The organism is Nocardioides sp., assembly GCF_035503875.1.
Taxonomy (GTDB): domain Bacteria; phylum Actinomycetota; class Actinomycetes; order Propionibacteriales; family Nocardioidaceae; genus Nocardioides.
The window spans coordinates 9,641-25,890 of sequence record NZ_DATJTA010000036.1 but is presented as its reverse complement, the minus strand read 5'-3'; the positions used below and the strand labels follow the sequence as shown (position 1 = coordinate 25,890).

At 73.9% G+C, this 16,250-nt stretch carries 16 protein-coding genes; 6 read left to right on the top strand and 10 right to left on the bottom strand.

What is annotated here, in order from left to right:
* Positions 1-93: 93 nt before the first annotated feature.
* Together VMF51_RS08110 and VMF51_RS08105 are read left to right on the top strand one after the other, a co-directional pair.
* Complete coding sequence (locus VMF51_RS08110) at positions 94-252, top strand: DUF5679 domain-containing protein (RefSeq protein ID WP_011754982.1); 159 nt, start codon at positions 94-96, stop codon at positions 250-252.
* A 129-nt stretch (positions 253-381) separates the two neighbouring features.
* Positions 382-1,161, top strand: a complete 780-nt coding sequence (locus tag VMF51_RS08105) for a hypothetical protein (protein ID WP_325473907.1) — start codon at positions 382-384, stop codon at positions 1,159-1,161.
* A 16-nt stretch (positions 1,162-1,177) separates the two neighbouring features.
* Here the strand turns inward: VMF51_RS08105 and VMF51_RS08100 are convergent, their stop codons facing one another.
* The 6 genes from VMF51_RS08100 to VMF51_RS08075 form a co-directional block, all read right to left on the bottom strand.
* Positions 1,178-1,348, bottom strand: coding sequence for a hypothetical protein (locus tag VMF51_RS08100; RefSeq protein WP_325473906.1), 171 nt, complete (start codon positions 1,346-1,348; stop codon positions 1,178-1,180).
* 108 nt (positions 1,349-1,456) lie between these two features.
* Positions 1,457-1,651: a hypothetical protein gene (locus VMF51_RS08095; protein WP_325473905.1), complete on the bottom strand. Its 195-nt coding sequence runs from the start codon at positions 1,649-1,651 to the stop codon at positions 1,457-1,459.
* A 30-nt stretch (positions 1,652-1,681) separates the two neighbouring features.
* Complete coding sequence (locus VMF51_RS08090; protein ID WP_325473904.1) at positions 1,682-1,846, bottom strand: hypothetical protein; 165 nt, start codon at positions 1,844-1,846, stop codon at positions 1,682-1,684.
* A 51-nt stretch (positions 1,847-1,897) separates the two neighbouring features.
* On the bottom strand, positions 1,898-2,212 hold the full coding sequence (locus VMF51_RS08085) for a WhiB family transcriptional regulator (protein WP_325473903.1): 315 nt from the start codon (positions 2,210-2,212) through the stop codon (positions 1,898-1,900).
* Between the two features lie 108 nt (positions 2,213-2,320).
* A complete protein-coding gene (locus VMF51_RS08080) occupies positions 2,321-2,557 on the bottom strand; it encodes a hypothetical protein (RefSeq protein WP_325473902.1) in 237 nt (78 codons plus the stop codon).
* A gap of 225 nt (positions 2,558-2,782) precedes the next feature.
* Positions 2,783-4,822, bottom strand: a complete 2,040-nt coding sequence (locus VMF51_RS08075) for an ATP-dependent DNA helicase UvrD2 (RefSeq protein WP_325473901.1) — start codon at positions 4,820-4,822, stop codon at positions 2,783-2,785.
* 76 nt (positions 4,823-4,898) lie between these two features.
* Here VMF51_RS08075 and VMF51_RS08070 point away from each other — a divergent pair, with 76 nt between their 5' ends.
* A complete protein-coding gene (locus tag VMF51_RS08070) occupies positions 4,899-5,150 on the top strand; it encodes a mycoredoxin (protein ID WP_325473900.1) in 252 nt (83 codons plus the stop codon).
* Here VMF51_RS08070 and nudC read toward each other — a convergent pair whose 3' ends face one another.
* The gene (gene nudC, locus VMF51_RS08065) at positions 5,151-6,059 is read right to left on the bottom strand and encodes an NAD(+) diphosphatase (RefSeq protein ID WP_325473899.1); all 909 of its coding nucleotides are present in this window, start codon (positions 6,057-6,059) and stop codon (positions 5,151-5,153) included.
* 87 nt (positions 6,060-6,146) lie between these two features.
* Here nudC and aztD point away from each other — a divergent pair, with 87 nt between their 5' ends.
* Both aztD and deoD read left to right on the top strand, forming a co-directional pair.
* Positions 6,147-7,400 carry a zinc metallochaperone AztD gene (gene aztD / locus VMF51_RS08060; protein WP_325473898.1) on the top strand — a complete coding sequence of 418 codons (1,254 nt, stop codon included), beginning with the start codon at positions 6,147-6,149 and terminating at the stop codon, positions 7,398-7,400.
* A 29-nt stretch (positions 7,401-7,429) separates the two neighbouring features.
* Positions 7,430-8,158 carry a purine-nucleoside phosphorylase gene (gene deoD, locus VMF51_RS08055; protein ID WP_325473897.1) on the top strand — a complete coding sequence of 243 codons (729 nt, stop codon included), beginning with the start codon at positions 7,430-7,432 and terminating at the stop codon, positions 8,156-8,158.
* Between the two features lie 70 nt (positions 8,159-8,228).
* Here the strand turns inward: deoD and VMF51_RS08050 are convergent, their stop codons facing one another.
* The gene (locus VMF51_RS08050; RefSeq protein ID WP_325473896.1) at positions 8,229-8,420 is read right to left on the bottom strand and encodes a hypothetical protein; all 192 of its coding nucleotides are present in this window, start codon (positions 8,418-8,420) and stop codon (positions 8,229-8,231) included.
* 60 nt (positions 8,421-8,480) lie between these two features.
* Between VMF51_RS08050 and VMF51_RS08045 the strand changes: the two genes are divergently transcribed.
* Positions 8,481-9,530 carry an NAD(P)-binding domain-containing protein gene (locus VMF51_RS08045; RefSeq protein WP_325473895.1) on the top strand — a complete coding sequence of 350 codons (1,050 nt, stop codon included), beginning with the start codon at positions 8,481-8,483 and terminating at the stop codon, positions 9,528-9,530.
* A 182-nt stretch (positions 9,531-9,712) separates the two neighbouring features.
* Here VMF51_RS08045 and VMF51_RS08040 read toward each other — a convergent pair whose 3' ends face one another.
* Positions 9,713-12,997 (bottom strand): ATP-dependent DNA helicase, encoded by a 3,285-nt coding sequence (locus VMF51_RS08040; RefSeq protein WP_325473894.1) that lies wholly within the window; start codon positions 12,995-12,997, stop codon positions 9,713-9,715.
* Entirely contained in the window at positions 12,994-16,206 is a 3,213-nt protein-coding gene (locus tag VMF51_RS08035) for an ATP-dependent DNA helicase (RefSeq protein ID WP_325473893.1), read from the bottom strand. Before VMF51_RS08035 ends, VMF51_RS08040 begins: the two co-directional genes overlap by 4 nt.
* Positions 16,207-16,250: the final 44 nt, after the last annotated feature.

The following is a 16,250-nucleotide window of genomic DNA, read 5'->3' as shown; positions in this document are numbered from 1 at the left end:
TCGGCCCGACGGCATCCGCCGCGGGGCTTCCGGCGGGCTTCCCCACCCACCCCGCCGCGACGACCCACGTGAGACAGAAGCAAGGAGGCCGTCATGGCGGAGACCTGGAGCGGCGAGTTCTACTGCGTGAAGTGCAAGGAGAAGCGCGAGGCCGAGGGCGAGGTCAAGGTCAACGACAAGGGCACCCGCATGGCCAAGGCCGTGTGCCCCGTCTGCGGCACCAACCTGAACCGGATCCTCGGCAAGGCCTGATCCGCACCCCCTGATCTGCGTACGGCGGCGTCCCCCACGGGGACGCCGCCGTCGGCATTCCCGGCACCGCTCCCCGGCGCCTGTGGACGACTTCCGCAGCCGCTGCCCGCCGCGTGTGAGGCTGACGCCATGCTTCCCGCCCGGCCCGTCCTCCGCGCCGGACTCCCCGTGCTGCGACGCGACGAGCAGCATCTGCAGGTCGGTCTCGACCACCCCGGGTACGCCGTGCTCCCCGACCATCCCGACGTCCGGGACGTGCTCGCCCGACTGCGCGCGGGTCGGCCGCCGCTCCCCCGGACCCGGGTCGGCGTCGAGGCGCTCGACCGGCTGGCCCGAGCCGGTCTCCTCGACGACCTCGACGAGCTCGAGCGCCGGCAGGCCGCTCGTCTCGCGACGGCGGTGGGTCTGGACGCTCCCGCCGACCTGGGCCGCCCCGCCGCCGAGCGGCTGCGCGCCGCCGGCCTCGCCGTCGCGACCGACCCGGACCGGGCCGAGGTCCTCCTGGTCCTGAGCGACGGACCGGTCCCCCGCGCCCACCTGGACCCGTACACCCGCGAGGGCACCCCTCACCTCCTGGTCTGCACCGAGCCCGGAGGGATGGTCCTGGGGCCGTTCGTCGAACCCGGCCGGACCGCCTGCGTGCGGTGCGTGGACGCCCACCTCGGCGTGGTCGATCCACGGCGTGCGCTCCTGCTGGAGCAGGCCACGACCCGGGTGCCGCGCGAGCCTGCGTTGCACGCGGTCGCCCTGGCCTGGGCGGTCGCCGATCTGGTCTCGTGGGCCGAGGGCCGGGTGCCGTCGACCTGGTCGGCGACGGTCCGGCTCGACGCGGACCTCGGCGTACGACGCACTCGGTGGGAGCGACACCCGGGCTGCGGCTGCGCCTGGGACCAGGCACTGGTCGGCTAGGGCGTGTCCTAGGTCTTCACCACCACTCGCTGTCGAGCTTGCCCTCCATCGACCGGAGGTGCTCGCGCGAGCAGGTCGGGCAGAAGGTCCGGGCGCGGCCGCGCTCGACCGCGGTCGTCCCGGTCAGGGCCGTCGCCGGGTCGTCGTCCTCGCTCTCCCGGCGCCCGCAGAAGTCACAGGTGCGCACCTGCCCACGATAGGCGGCCCGGAACGCCAGGAGCCGGGCACGACCTCGGTGGTCGTGCCCGGCTCCTGCATCAGACACCCGCGATCAGGGTGCGTTCGGGTCGGCCCGTCACAGTGCCCGGGCCAGGGCGAGCCGCGCCTGCTGCGCGGCCCGCTCGGCCTTGCGGGAGAGACGAGCGGCACGGGCCACGTGGTGGCCGCGTCGAAGTTGGCGCGCCTCTCCCAGGCGCGCGGACATTTGTGCGCGGGCCAGATCTTCGTTCATGAGATTCATCTCGGTGCTCCGGTTCAGGTAGGTGTTCATGGCGATGTGGTTCCTTGGTCGATCAGGCGCTCAGAGCGCGCGGGCGAGGGCGGTGCGAGCCTGCGACGCGGCGAGCTCCGCGCGGCGGGTCATGCGGTGCGCGCGGGCCAGGTGGTAGCCGCGACGCAGCTGCTGCGCCTCTCCCAGGCGCGCGGACATCTGCGCGCGGGCCAGGTCGTCGGTCATGAGTTTCATCTCGGTGGTCCTTCTCGGTGGTACGTCGGATGGAGGTGGTGCTGGTGCCGCTCAGGCGGCGGTCTCGTTCTTGCGCGGACGCCCGCGGGGCCGCTTGCGCGGGATCACCGCACCCTGGAGGAAGAGCTGGCCGCCCCAGACGCCCCACGGCTCGCGCCGCTGGAGCGCGCCGTCGAGGCACCGGGACCGGACCGGACACTCCTGGCAGAGGGCCTTGGCGAACTCCACGTCGGCCGGCGACTCGGCGAACCACAGCTCGGGGTTCTTCACCCGGCACGGCAGCAGCTCGTCGTCGACCCGCTCCGCCTCGTCGTGCAGCTGGCCCAGGCTGGCTGCATCGGTGCGGTCGAGAACACTGATGGTCATGTTTCACCTCCTTCGAATCTGATCGCTGTGTGTCTGATGTGCGGACAACAGAAAGGCCGCGGATCCCGGTGTGGGATCCGCGGCCTGGAGGCGACGACGCAGTGTTTCTCAACTGGTCGGTGGACTCCAGGCAGTGGTCCCCGGGGCGTAGGTCGGGACGAAACCCCGACCGCCCTTGATCTCCGTGATCTGGGCGGAGCGGTCGCGCTCCACGACGGTCGTGCCGGCACCGGCGAACAGGCCGAGATCGACGCCCCAACGGGTCGCTGCGAAGGCGTGACCGCACGCGGGCACGGCGAAGCGCGACGGGGTCTGAACCGTCGTCATGAGCTTGGTGCTGTTCATTGAGGCCACCTCCTTCGGTGCGTGTGGTGCGCCGGTCGTGCCAGGACCGTGATGCGCGGAACTTGTTGGTGACGGAAAGTTACCGCGGGCAGTTGGTAAGGAGCAAACGATTTTATGACTATTTCGTGGGTTTCTTTTTCAACTTCTCCCAGCGCCTTCGCCGACGACCGGTCCGGGCGTCGGACCACGACGACTTTCCCGCTCTGTTGAGCGGGAAGCAGCACCTCAGCCGACCAGCTCGAGGACGTCCTCGCCGTACCGCTCGACCTTCGACCGGCCTATACCACTGATCTTCAGCAGCGCCTGGGGCGAACGGGGCTTGTGCTCGGCGATCAGCTGCAGGGTGGCGTCGGTGAAGATCACGAACGACGGCACGCTCTCGTCGGCGGCGCGCGCCTTGCGCCACTCCCGCAGGCGCTCGAACAGCTCCTCGTCGTACGACGCCGGGCAATCGTTGCAGCGACCGCGCTTCTTCTCGGCCCCGGTGTCGAGGGGCCGGCCGCACTCGCGGCAGCCGGCGACCTTGCGGCTGCGCGCGGGGGTCCGCTCCACCCGGGCGTCGTCGGGCAGCAGCGGATCGAGGAACCGCGACGGCTTGCGCCCGGCCCGGCCGCCCGGGTTGCGGGCCAGCGCCCACGACAGCGACAGCTCGAGGCGGGCGCGGGTCATGCCGACGTAGAGCAGCCGGCGCTCCTCCTCGACCGCGGCCGGGGTGTCGGCGTACGTGATGGGCAGCGTGCCGTCCTGGAGGCCGCAGAGGAAGACCGAGTCCCACTCCAGGCCCTTGGCGGCGTGGAAGGTCGCCAGGGTGACGCCGTCGGCCACCGGAGCGTGCTGCTCCGCGGCGCGGCGGTCGAGATCGTCGACGAACCCGCCGAGGTCTCCCCCGCCGGCCGCGAACTCCGTCGCCTGGTCGACCAGCGCCTGCCAGGACTCCCAGCGGTCCCGGGTCTGGCCCCGGGTGGTGGGCGCCTCGGAGGTCCAGCCCATCCCGGCCAGGGTGCCGTGCACGTGCTCGAGGAGCTCGTCGCCGGTGGCGGCGCCCCCGCCCGAGCGCGCCGTACCCCGGATCCGGGTCACCGCCTCCCGCACCTCGGGCCGGTCGAAGAAGCGGGCGGCGCCGCGGACGACGTACGGGAGGCCGCGGGCGGCGAGCGCCTCCTCGAAGGACTCGGACTGGGCGTTGATGCGGAACAGCACCGCGACCTCGCCGAGGGCGCGGCCCCGGTCGCGCAGCGCCTTGATCCTGGCGGCGACGGCCTCGGCCTCGGCCACCTCGTCGGGGTACGGCGTGTAGGCGACCGTCGGCCCGGAGGGGCGCTGCGCCTGGAGCTTCACGCCCTGGCTCGGCGAGCCCGCGAGCAGCGCGTTCGCGGCGCCGACGACCTCGGGCGAGGAGCGGTAGTTGCGCACCAGCTCGACGGAGGTGGTGCCGGGGAACTTCTTCGGGAAGTCGCGGAGGTAGTCGGCGTTGGCGCCGGCGAACGAGTAGATGGTCTGGGCCGGGTCGCCGACCACGCAGAGCTCGTCGCGACCGCCGAGCCACAGGTCGAGCAGGGCCGACTGCAGCGGCGAGACGTCCTGGAACTCGTCGACGACGAACCACTTGTACTGCCGGCGGACCTGGGCCGCGACCCGCTCGTCGTCGGCGAGCAGTCCGGCGGTGAGCAGCAGGACGTCCTCCATGTCCATCCGGCCCTGGTTGCGCTTGACCTCCTCGTAGCTGCCGAAGACCCGGCCGACGGTCTCCGCGTCGTGGCCGGTCACCGAGCGGCCGCGGGCGGTCGCCACCCGGGCGTAGTCGTCGGGGTGGACGTTGCTGACCTTGGCCCACTCGACCTCGGACGCCAGGTCGCGCAGCAGCGCCTGGTCGGAGGAGAGACGCTGACGGCGGGCCGCCGAGGCGAGCAGCCCGATCTTGGACTCGATCAGCTGCGGCAGCTCGGTCCCGTGGACGTTGGGCCAGAAGTAGCGCAGCTGGCGCAGCGCGGCGGAGTGGAAGGTGCGCGCCTGGACGCCGCCCGCGCCGAGCTGGCGCAGCCGGCCCCGCATCTCCCCGGCCGCCCGCGTCGTGAACGTGACCGCCAGGACCTCGGTCGGCGCGTAGACGCCGGAGGCGACCCCGTGGGCGATGCGGTGGGTGATCGCCCGCGTCTTGCCCGTGCCGGCCCCCGCCAGCACCCGTACCGGACCGCGCAGCGCCTCCGCGACCCGGCGCTGCTCGGGATCGAGGGCGGCCAGCAGGTCGTCGGGCGCGGGGGGCATCGAAGGAACATCTCCTGGGGACCGGTGGTTGGATCGGGTAGAGCCCAGACCCTAGACGCCGGAGGCGACAGTTCAGATGTCGAGCACGTTCACGATGTACAGCACCCCGTGGTGCGGCTACTGCCACCGGTTGAAGAGCCAGCTGGACCGCGAGGGCATCACCTTCGACATCGTCGACATCGAGCAGGTCCCCGAGGCGGCGAAGATCGTCGAGGAGGCCAACAACGGCAACCAGACGGTGCCCACGCTGGTCTACTCCGACGGCACCGCGCAGACGAACCCGTCGCTGGCGCAGGTCAAGGAGAAACTGGCCGCGCTGGCCTCCTGATCACCACTGCCCGGGGAGCGGCCCGCCGTACCAGTGCTCGATCAGCGAGCGGCTGATCGAGACGCCCTGCGGCAGGCGCACCCGCCCCGCCTCCGCCTCGGCGCGGAGCTCGGCGCGGGTGAACCAGCGCGCCTCCTCGATCTCGTCGCGGTCGACCTCGATGTCGGTCGAGACCGCCCGGCCGACGAAGCCCAGCATCAGGCTGGCCGGGAGCGGCCAGGGCTGGTTGCCGAAGTACTCGACGTCGCCGACGAGGACGCCGGTCTCCTCGGCGACCTCGCGGCGTACGGCGTCCTCGAGCGTCTCGCCCGGCTCGCAGAACCCGGCCAGCGTCGAGAACCGGCCCGCGGGCCAGACCGCCTGACGGCCCAGCAGGCACCGCTCGTCGTCGGCCCCCGGCTCGCCCGCAGCGACGATCATGATGACGGCGGGGTCGGTGCGGGGGAACTGCGACCGGCCGCACTGCGTGCACACGAGCTCGTGGCCCGCGGCCCGCGGCTCCAGGGCACCACCGCAGCGTGGGCAGAACCGGGTGACGAACAGCCACTCCGCCAACCCGAGTGCGTGCAGCAGCAGCGGGCCACCCTCGAGCGATCCGTCGGACAGCGGCATGAGCAAGTCGCGCAGACCCGCCCACTCGCCGCCCTCCCGCGCGAGCTCGACGCCCGCGACGACGGCGAACCACGCCGTCCCGTCCCGCTCCCCCAGCAGCACCCGGAGGCCCTCCGGCGCCGCCGCGGGCGAGACCCAGTCGAGCGCGCCGTCACGCGGCTGGACGCGGGTGCCGGCGACCACGAGCACCCGGGTCGTCGGGTCGGCCCAGCGGTCCGCGAGCCACCCCTCGTCCTTGCGTCGTACGGCGGCGCGGTCGTGCGGGTTCTCGACGATCCTCAGGTGCGGCTGGGTCACGTTCGCAGGCTAGACGCGATGCCCGCTCAGCCGAGGACCGGCGAGGATTTTTGACATCGATTCTCATTTACGTTGAGACTCGTTCTCATGTTCAGACTTCGACGCACCCTCCCCCTCCTCCCTCTCGCCGCCCTCGCCCTCACCGCGTGCGGCACCGAGAACGACCCCGCTCCCGACGCCGCACCGGCCTCCTCCCCCAGCTCCGCTGCCCCCTCGGCCAGCTCCGCCACCGAGTCGGCCGGCGCCGAGCCCCGCGTCGCCGTGACGTACGACGGCGGCGTCCTCGTGCTCCGCGCCGAGGACGGCGAGGTCCTCCTCGACCAGCCGCTGGAGGGCTACGCGCGGCTGAGCCCCGCCGGGGACGAGCGGCACGCGATGGTCGCGGCCGCGGGAACGTTCACCGCCCTCGACCTCGGCGCCTGGACCGACGAGCACGGCGACCACGGGCACTCCTTCACCGCCGACCCCCGGCTCACCGACTTCACCGTGCCCGCCGAGGAGCCCGGGCACGTGGTGCCCCACGCCGGACGGACGACGCTGTTCGACGACGGCACCGGCACCGTGACCGCGTTCGACCCGCACGACCTGGAGGATCTCGAGGACGACGCGCCCGCGCTCGACACCTGGCAGCTGCCCGAGGCCCACCACGGCGTGGCCGTCCAGGACGGCCACGGCAACCTCGTGCACACCGTCGGCGACCACGACTCCCGTTCCGGCGTCCGGGTCGCCACGGCCGCCGGCGCCGAGCTCGCGGCGAGCGACGACTGCCCCGGCGTCCATGGGGAGGCCTTCGCGGGCGACGTGGCCGTCTTCGGCTGCGAGGACGGCGTGCTGGTCGTCGACGGCCGCGAGATCCGCAAGGTCACGAGTCCCGACCCGTACGGCCGGATCGGCAACCAGGCCGGCCACGAGAGCTCGCCGTACGTCCTCGGGGACTACAAGACCGATCCCGACGCGGAGCTCGAGCGGCCGACCCGGGTGTCGCTGATCGACACCCGCGACGCGACGGTCCGACTGGTGGACCTGCCGGCGAGTTACACCTTCCGCTCGCTGGGCCGGATGCCCGACGGCGACGGCCTCGTGCTCGGGACCGACGGCGCGCTCCACGTCCTGGACGCGCGGCGGGGCCGCCTCGTGCGCTCCACCCAGGTGATTGCCGCCTGGCAGGAGCCGACCGAGTGGCAGGAGCCCCGTCCCACCCTGCAGGTCGCGGGCGACACGGCGTACGTCACCGAGCCCGCGACGCGCGAGCTGCACGTCGTCGACCTCGCCACGATGGAGACGACGGCGACGCACCGGCTCGACGTCGTCCCCGACGAGCTCGTCGCGGTGACGGGGTGACTCTTCCCCGCGATCCCTAGGCTGGCGCCATGAGCACGCACGTCGGCGCCGGCCCCGGTGAGATCGCGCCCCTCGTCCTGATGCCCGGCGACCCGCTGCGGGCGCGGTGGATCGCCGAGACCTTCCTCGACGACGCGCGGTGCTACACCGAGGTGCGCGGCATGTACGGCTACACCGGCACCTGGCGCGGACATCGGGTGTCGGTGCAGGGCTCGGGCATGGGTCAGCCGTCGCTGGCCATCTACGCCCACGAGCTGTTCAGCGAGTACGACGTGCAGCGGATCATCCGGGTCGGATCGTGCGGCGCGATGACCGAGAGCGTCGCCGTACGCGACATCGTGATCGCCTCGGGCGCCTGCACCGACTCGTCGATGAACCGGATCCGGTTCGAGGGACTCGACTACGCCCCGGTCGCCGACTTCGGCCTGCTGCGGGCGGCGTACGACGCGGCCGATCGCTCGGGGCAGGGCCTCGCCGGCGACGCCACGGTGCACGTCGGGCTGATCTACAGCAGCGACTCGTTCTACCCGGCCCGGCCGGAGCTCACCCGGCGACTGGTCGAGCACGGCGTACTCGCGGTCGAGATGGAGGCGAGCGCGCTCTACACGATCGCGGCCGGCTTCGGCCGGCAGGCGCTGGCGGTGTGCACCGTCTCCGACCACCTGGTCACCGGCGAGCAGACCACGGCGCTGGAGCGGGAGCAGACCTTCGGGTCGATGGTCGAGATCGCGTTGACGGCCGGGTTGGCCGCGGGCTGAACGGGGCGGCCGACCCGTCGATCCTTCGTCGACACGCCGCGAAAAGTGCCGAGAAAGTGACGGGTCGCGCTCAGGGGCCGGGGCGGAAGGCCTTGCGGCCGAGGACGACCACGCCGGCGCCGAAGAAGCCGAGGACGGCGAAGCCGAGGCCCTGGTAGTCCTCGTCGCCGCCGAGGACCCAGAGGCCGCCGACCACGGCCGGGATCGCGCACATCAGGGCCAGTACCAGGAGCGGCCAGGAGATGCCGCGGGATTCCGTCACGTGTCGAGGATGTCACTCCCGGGAACGGAAGCCGCAGCCGGTCCCGGATGTTCCACCGGCATGGAGGTCCTCGACTCGCTCGTCATCGGCGCCGGCCAGGCCGGGCTCTCGGCGTCGTACCACCTCCGGCGGCGGGGTCTGTCCCACGTGGTCCTGGACGGCGACGCGGCTCCGGGCGGGGCCTGGCAGCACCGCTGGGACTCGCTCGCCATGCACGACGTGCACGGGGTGGCGGCGCTGCCGGACTCGGTCGCCCCCGCGGACGACGCCGGTCGCGCGAACGTCGTCGTGCCGGCGTACTTCGCGGCGTACGAGCGCGAGCACGAGCTGCCCGTGCTGCGACCGGTCCGCGTCGACCGGGTGAGCGACGACGACGGGCTGCTGCGCACGTCCGCCGGCGACCGGTCGTGGGTCTCGCGCACCCTCGTCAACGCCACCGGCACCTGGACCCACCCGTTCGTGCCGCGCTACCCCGGCATGGACACCTTCCTCGGCGAGCAGCTGCACACCCACGACTACCCGGGGCCGCTGCCCTTCCGCGGCCGCCGGGTCCTCGTCGTCGGCGGGGGTGCGTCCGCCGTCCAGCACCTCGGCGAGCTGGCGCCCGTCACCGACACGCTCTGGGTGACCCGCCGGGAGCCGGTGTGGCGTACGGACGACTTCACGCCCGACGCGGGGCGCGAGGCGGTCGCCCTGGTCGAGGAGCGAGTACGCCGCGGGCTGCCGCCCGCCAGCGTGGTCAGCGTGACCGGGTTGGCGCTGCGACCCCAGGAGCGGGAGGCGGAGCGACTCGGCGCCTACCGCCGGCTGCCGATGTTCGCCGCGGTCGAGCCGGACGGCGTGCGCTGGGCCGACGGCCGGTTCGAACGCGTCGACGTGATCGTGTGGGCGACCGGCTTCCGCCCGGCGGTGACCCATCTGGCCCCGCTGCGGCTGCGTTCCCCGCACGGCGGGATCCGGCTCGACGGGACGACGGCCGTCGCCGACCGGCGGGTGCAGCTGGTGGGGTACGGCCCCTCGGCCAGCACCATCGGCGCGAACCGGGCCGGACGCACCGCGGCCCGCGGAGTGGCCGAGTCGCTCGGCCAGCCCGCGGGCCGTCAGGTCTGAGAGGGGCTGCGGCTACTTGCCGCCGACCTTCTTGGCGACGAGGCCGCCCAGGGCGACGACGGCGACGACGAGGACGAGCTTCTTCAGCATGAGGTTCTCCTTCGGCAGGTGTCAGGACGTGCGGTGCCATTCCACCCTGCCAGCGCACCCCTGAGACGCGCGACCCGCCGTCCAGGTCAGGCTCACGTCGCGGTGAACAGCGCCTCCAGCTCCGCCCGGCCGGGCAGCCCGGGCGGCTCGACCAGCTCGCCGGAGCGCACGTGGAAGAACGCCGCCCGGACGTCCTCCAGCGGCACCCCGTGCAGCTCGGCCCAGGCCACGCGGTAGATCGCCAGCTGCAGCGGGTCGGGCTCCAGGTGCCGACCGGTCTTCCAGTCGACCAGCAGGTAGCCCTCCCCGTCGCGGTAGACGGCGTCGATGCGCCCGCGCACCACCTGGCCGGCCAGCACCAGGGCGAACGGCGGCTCCACCGCGTGCGGCACCCGGTCGGCGAACGGACCGGTCTCGAAGCGCTCGACGAGCTCGGCGAGCTCCGCGTCGTCGGCGATGCCCGAGTCGGCACGTCCGGGCAGCTCGTCGGGATCGATCAGCAGCTGCTGGCCGAAGCGGCTCTCGACCCACGCGTGGAAGCGGGTGCCGAAGCGGGCCGCCGACGACGGCTTGCGCGGCATCGGCCGGGCCAGCTCACGGGCGAAGGCCTCCGGGTCGTCGCGCAGCCGGGCCAGGGAGGTCGCCGACAGGCTGGAGGGCAGCGGCACCTCGACGACCGTGGCGCGGTCGCGGGTCGCCTCCTCCAGCAGCCGGTCGATCTCGGTGTCCCATTGGGCCACCCGGTCCAGCAGCAGCATGTCCTCGAGGTCGTCGGTGGCCTCCGGGTCGGCCGCGCGGACCCGGGCCGCCGCCTCGATCCGCCGCTCGACCTCACGAGTGTGGTGGGAGATCGGCCAGGCCAGGTCCGTCGCGGCCTCGGCGTACGGGTTGGGCGAGTCCTTGGCCGGCTTGTCGAGCCAGGCGTCCGGGAGCGCGCCCCAGCCCTCCATCGCCTCCCGGGTGCTCTGGAGGTACGCCGAGGGGCCGAGGCCGCTCTTGCGCTGGGGCGCCCAGCAGTACGCCGAGACCCGGAGCGTGTGCCGGGCGCGGGTCCAGGCGACGTAACCGAGCCGCAGCTCCTCCAGCGCCTGGTGCTCCTTGGCCTGCGCCGCGAGCGCCTTCAGGTCGTCGGGGGTGTGCCCGGCCAGCGTCGGGAGGTCCCGGGCGTCGCCGCGCAGGGGGGTGGGCAGCACGAACGGGACGGTCAGCCAGCTGGAGCGGGTGCGGTTGGTCGGGAACTTCTGCTCCGCCACCCCGACCAGGAACACCGCGTCCCACTCCAGCCCCTTGGCCCGGTGGACGGTGAGCAGCTTGACCGAGTCGGCCTCCGAGGGGGTGGCGACGTCGAGGCCCTGGCCGAACTCGTCCTCGGCCTCCAGCCAGGCCAGCAGCGCCGCGAGCGTCACCTGGCCGTCGACGGCCTGGAACTCCGCCACCGCCTGGACGAACAGGTCGAGGTTCTCGCGGCGGGCGGCCGCGGCGGGGCTGACCGAAGAGGCCAGCTCGACGTCGATGCCGGTCACGTCGACGATCCGGCGGACCAGGTCGAGCAGCGGCTCGCCGATCGACGCGCGCAGCCGGCGCAGCTCCGTGGCGAGCAGCGCGAACCGCTCGCGCGCCTCGGACGAGTAGTCGTAGTCGCCGGGCTCCCCCGGGTCGTCGAGGGCGTCGCAGAGCGCGGCGATCTCGCTGGGGTCGGCCCCCTCCACCGCGGCGCCCAGCTCGGCCTGCAGGTCGGCGAACGTCGTGGCGCGCACGGCGGCGCCCCCGCCGGCGAGGTCGCGGGCACGCCGGCCCAGCAGGGCCAGGTCGCGCAGGCCGATCGCCCAGCGCGGTCCGGCGAGCAGGGTCAGCAGGGCGGCGTTGGCGGTGACGTCCTGGATCAGGGTCAGCGTCGCCACCACCTCGGCCACCTCGGGCAGGCGCAGCAGCCCCTTCAGGCCGACGATCTCGACCGGGATCTCCTGGGCGGAGAGCGCATCGAAGACCGCGGCCGCGTGGGCGTTGTCGCGCACCAGGACCCCGATCTCCTTCCAGCAGGGCTCCTCGGTGCGGGCGGCGAGGACGCCGTGGGTGGCGATCACCTCCGTCGCCAACCAGGTCAGCTCGTCGTCCCAGGTCTCGTGCACGATCGCGCGCACCTCGCCGGGATCGGCCCCGGGCTTGGGCTCGAGCGGGCGCAGCTCGGGCCGGTCGGCGTACAACCCGGCGGCCAGGTGGTTGGCCGAGGCCAGGATCCGCTCGTCGGAGCGGCGGTTGACGGTGAGCGGGTAGGTCCGGCCCTCGCCGTCGACGCTCGGGAAGTCCTGGGCGAACTCCAGGATGTTCGACACCGAGGCGCCCCGCCAGCCGTAGATCGCCTGGTTGGGGTCGCCCACTGCGGTCACCGGGTGCCCCCGGCCGTGGTCGGCGTCGGGGCCGCTGAACAGCCGGCTCAGCATCAGGGCCTGGGCGACCGAGGTGTCCTGGTACTCGTCGAGCAGCACGACCTTGAACTTCCCGCGTTCGATCTCGCCGACCTCGGGACACTCCTCGGCCAGTCGTGCGGCCAGCGCGATCTGGTCGGAGAAGTCCATCAGCCCGTGGTGGGTCTTCAGGCGGCGGTACGCCTCGACCAGGCCCAGCAGCTCGGCCCGCTTGTCGATCGCCGCGATCGCCTTCTCGTTGACGGCGCGGTAGGTCTTACGGTGCTCGGTGGCCATCCCGACCTCCAACAGCGGGCGCTGGGACGCGTCGTAGGCGCGCACCTGTGGCGGGGTCACGAGGTGCTCGCTCATCTCCCCGTCGAGGGCGAGGAGGTACTGGACGACGTGGCTCGGCGAGTCCGTGAGCTGGTCGACGGTGGAGGTGTAGCGCTGCACGGCGCGGGCGGCGAGCTGGTAGCGGCTGGCGTCGGCGATCAGGCGGGTGTCCGGCTCGTGACCGATCCGCAGGCCGTGCTCGGAGAGCAGGTTGGTGGCGTACGAGTGGTACGTCGCGACCGTCGGCTCCTCGAGCTCCTCGGGCTCGTCCTGTCCCGGGTCCACCGGGCGGCTGCCGCGCTCGGGCAGCAGGCCGGCCTGCCGCAGGCTCTCGCGGATCCGGCCCTGCAGCTCGGCGGTCGCCTTGGTCGTGAAGGTCAGCCCCAGCACCTCGTGGGGGCGGACCCGGCCCGTGGCGACCAGCCACACCACCCGGGCCGCCATGACGGTGGTCTTGCCGGAGCCGGCGCCGGCGATCACGACCGCGGGCTCCAGGGGCGCGGTGATCGCCGCGAACTGCTGGTCGCTGAAGGTCCACTCGGCGCGCATCAGGTCGCGCAGCTGCTCGGGCGTGGTGATGTCGCGAGGCGGGACCGGCGAGGTCCCCTCGGCGGTGGGATCCATGGTGGCGGTCACGAGAGCACCGATCCCGACGACTTGTCGGGGCACACGGCATGGAACGTGCACCGGTCGCAGTGCGCACCGGGGCGGGCCACGAACTCCTCGCTGCGCAGCACCGTCGCGGCCGCCACGAGCTGGTCCTCCACGAAGCCCGCTCCCTCCAGCGGTGGGGCTTGCCGCTGCACCTTGGGCTGGTCGGTGCCGTGGCGCAGCTGCACCAGCTCGGCTCCGCCCGTCCGTCCCGGTCGGGCGGACTCGGCCAGCCACTCGTCGGCCGCACCGTGCTCGACGGCCAGCTGGTAGAGGCCGAGCTGGCTGTGCCGCTCGACCTGCGGACCGGTGGGAGGGTACTTGCCGGTCTTCAGGTCGATGACCACCACCCGGCCGTCCTCGTCGAGCTCGAGGCGGTCGGCGTAGCCGTTCAACCGCACCACCTGACCGTCGGGCAGGGTCACCTGGGCCTGCATGCGCGGCTCGGTCGCCAGCACCGTGCGCGCCCCCGGCCGCTCGTGCCAGCCGACGAAGCGCACCAGCGCGTCGCGGACCGCCGCCCGCTCCCGGGCCCGCGACCACGGCGTGCGGAACTCCAGGCGCGCCCAGACCTCGTCGACCAGCGGCATCAGGTCGGCGTCGACGTCGACGGGCGAGGCGATCTCGCCCTTGGCGATCCGGTCGGCGATCGCGTGCACGACCTTGCCGAAGCCCTGGCTCGCCGAGCTCACCACGGCGCCGCCGGCCTCGCGGCTGAGGAACCACTGCGCCGGGCAGGTGATCAGGCCCTCGAGGGTGCTCGCGGAGATCGTCAGCGGAGCCTCGCCGGGCCGCACCGGCTGCGCGGCCCGGGTGGGCGCCCGCAGCCCCCACCAGGACGCCGGGTCGGCTGCGACGGCGACCGGCCGCCCGTGCACGTCGGTCTCGGCCAGCCGCCGGAGCCGGCGGGCCGCCGCCGCGCGCAGCGGCTCCGGCTGCTCGGGGTCGGCGAGGGTCCGGCGCAGCTCGGCGACCAGGCCGCTCATCGACAGCGGGCGTCGCGGCCGGCCGACCAGGTGCACGGGGTCGCGCCCGAGCTCGTGCAGGAACCGCGAGGGCTGCTCGCCCTCCTCGTCGGCGGAGGCCACGGCCGTGACCACGAGCCGCTGGCGCGCCCGGGTCGCTGCGACGTAGAACAGGCGCCGCTCCTCGGCCAGGATCGCGCCCCGGGTGAGCGGCGGCAGCAGACCCTCGCGACTGATCCGGTCGGCCTGCAGCAGCGTGTCACGGCGGCGCAGGTCGGGCCAGGCACCCTCCTGGACCCGAGCGACCACCACGAGCCGCCACTCCAGCCCCTTGGACCGGTGGGCGGTGAGCAGGCGGACGGCGTCGCCGCGGACCCCGCGGTCGGCCAGGGTGTCGGCGGGGATCTCCTGCGCCCGCAGGGTGTCGACGAAGGCCCGCACGCTGGTGTGACCACGCTGCTCCTCGGCGCGGGCGGCGGTCTCGAACAGGGCGCAGATCGCGTCGAGGTCGCGGTGGGCCAGGCGGGCGCCGTGGCCGCCGCCCCGGGTCGCGTGCCGCAGCCGGCGCCCCCAGTCGGAGCCTTCCCACAGCGTCCAGAGCACCTCCTCGACCGTCGCCCCGGCGTCGAGCTCGGCGCGGGCTCGCGCCACGAGGAGCGCGAGCCGGCGGGCGCGGGTGGCGGCCTCGCCGTCGACGCCGACCAGGAGCGCGGGCTCCAGCACCGACCCGCGCACCAGCTCGCGCGGGGCCGCCTCGGGCTCGCGCTCGCGCAGGGCACGGGTCAGCGCACGCACGTCCGTCGCGTCGAGCCCGCCCAGGGGCGAGGTCAGCAGCGCCTCGGCACGGTCGGCACCGACGTGGTCCTGAGAGGTGGGGTCGTCGACCGTCGCGTCGCCGACCACCGCGAGCGCCGCCAGCAGCGGCACCGCGGCGGGCTCGCGGACCAGCGGCGTCTCGTCGCTGGCGACCTCGACCGGCACCCCGGCGGCGACCAGCGACCGGCGCAGCCCCGGGATCTCCGCGCGACCGGAGCGCACCAGCACGGCCATGTCGGACCAGGCGACGCCATCCTCGAGGTGTGCCCGGCGCAGCAGGTCGGCGATGTGCTCCACCTCGGCGCGTGCGGTGTCGAACGTCAGCGCCTGGACCGTGCCGGGACCGAGCTCGTGGGCGACGGGCGCCGGGTCACGGAAGGCGGCGTACGCCGACGCGGGGATCGACCCGGTGACGCCGATGCCGGCCGCGATGGAGCGGGACGCGCGCAGCAGTCGCGAGCCGAAGCGGCGGGTCGTGGCCAGCGCGACCACGCGGGCCGGGGAGCCGTCGGCCTGCGGGAACTGGCGCGGGAAGTCGAGGATGCCGCGGACGTCCGCTCCTCGGAAGCCGTAGATCGACTGGTCGGGGTCGCCGACCACGGTCAGGTCGCGGCCGTCGCCGGCCAGCGCCCGGAGCAGGGCCACCTGGCTGGGGTCGGTGTCCTGGTACTCGTCGACGAAGACGTGGCGCAGCTCGCGACGCAGCTCGTCGCGGTGCAGGTTGGCCTCGATCACGGCACGCGCGACCAGGTCGGGGTAGTCGACCGCGCTCTGGTCGCCCAGGACGTCGAGGTACTGGGCGAGGAAGAAGCCGGCCGCCGCCAGCTCGGGCGCCCCCTCCCGCTCGCCGAGCTCGATCAGCTCGTCGGGGTCCAGCCCGCGCTCCCGGGCGCGGGCGAGGACGGCGTGCACCTCCTTGGCGAAGCCGCGGGTGCCGACCGCGGCCCGGAGCCCGGCGGGCCAGCGGACCGACTCGGGGTGGTCGGTCAGCAGCTCCTGCAGCACGACGTCCTGCTCGGGCGCCGACAGCAGCCGCAGGGGCGCGGCGTACAGCTCGGCGGGCGCGTAGCGCCGCACCAGCGCGTAGGCGAAGGAGTGGAAGGTCGAGCTCAGCGGGGTCGCCATGGTGCGGCCGAGCCGCGCCGTGACCCGGTCGCGGAGCTGCTCGGCGGCCTTGCGGGAGAAGGTGAGCGCCAGCACCTGGTCGGGGCGGGCACCGGCCTCGACCCGGGCCACGATGGCCTCGACGAGGGTGGTCGTCTTGCCCGCGCCGGGGCCGGCGAGCACGAGCAGCGGACCACCCGGGTGGTCGACGACCTGCTGCTGGTGCTCGTCGAGCGTGGGCGCTGCGGGCGCGGCCGCCGCGGGGCGCAGGCGGAAGGCCGGCGTCTCGGGAGTGGTGATCGCGCTCATGGGTCCATCTCAACACCTTCCGCCGACATTCCGACGCCGCACCC

Bases quoted from the DNA above. Each gene is read 5' to 3' on its own strand.
- VMF51_RS08110 (WP_011754982.1), top strand. From the start codon at position 94: ATGGCGGAGACCTGGAGCGGCGAGTTCTACTGCGTGAAGTGCAAGGAG.
- deoD (WP_325473897.1), top strand. From the start codon at position 7,430: ATGAGCACGCACGTCGGCGCCGGCCCCGGTGAGATCGCGCCCCTCGTC.
- VMF51_RS08090 (WP_325473904.1), bottom strand. From the start codon at position 1,846: ATGAAACTCATGACCGACGACCTGGCCCGCGCGCAGATGTCCGCGCGC.
- VMF51_RS08085 (WP_325473903.1), bottom strand. From the start codon at position 2,212: ATGACCATCAGTGTTCTCGACCGCACCGATGCAGCCAGCCTGGGCCAG.
- VMF51_RS08080 (WP_325473902.1), bottom strand. From the start codon at position 2,557: ATGAACAGCACCAAGCTCATGACGACGGTTCAGACCCCGTCGCGCTTC.
- VMF51_RS08075 (WP_325473901.1), bottom strand. From the start codon at position 4,822: ATGCCCCCCGCGCCCGACGACCTGCTGGCCGCCCTCGATCCCGAGCAG.
- aztD (WP_325473898.1), top strand. From the start codon at position 6,147: ATGTTCAGACTTCGACGCACCCTCCCCCTCCTCCCTCTCGCCGCCCTC.
- VMF51_RS08095 (WP_325473905.1), bottom strand. From the start codon at position 1,651: ATGAACACCTACCTGAACCGGAGCACCGAGATGAATCTCATGAACGAA.
- VMF51_RS08105 (WP_325473907.1), top strand. From the start codon at position 382: ATGCTTCCCGCCCGGCCCGTCCTCCGCGCCGGACTCCCCGTGCTGCGA.
- VMF51_RS08035 (WP_325473893.1), bottom strand. From the start codon at position 16,206: ATGAGCGCGATCACCACTCCCGAGACGCCGGCCTTCCGCCTGCGCCCC.
- VMF51_RS08045 (WP_325473895.1), top strand. From the start codon at position 8,481: ATGGAGGTCCTCGACTCGCTCGTCATCGGCGCCGGCCAGGCCGGGCTC.
- VMF51_RS08070 (WP_325473900.1), top strand. From the start codon at position 4,899: ATGTCGAGCACGTTCACGATGTACAGCACCCCGTGGTGCGGCTACTGC.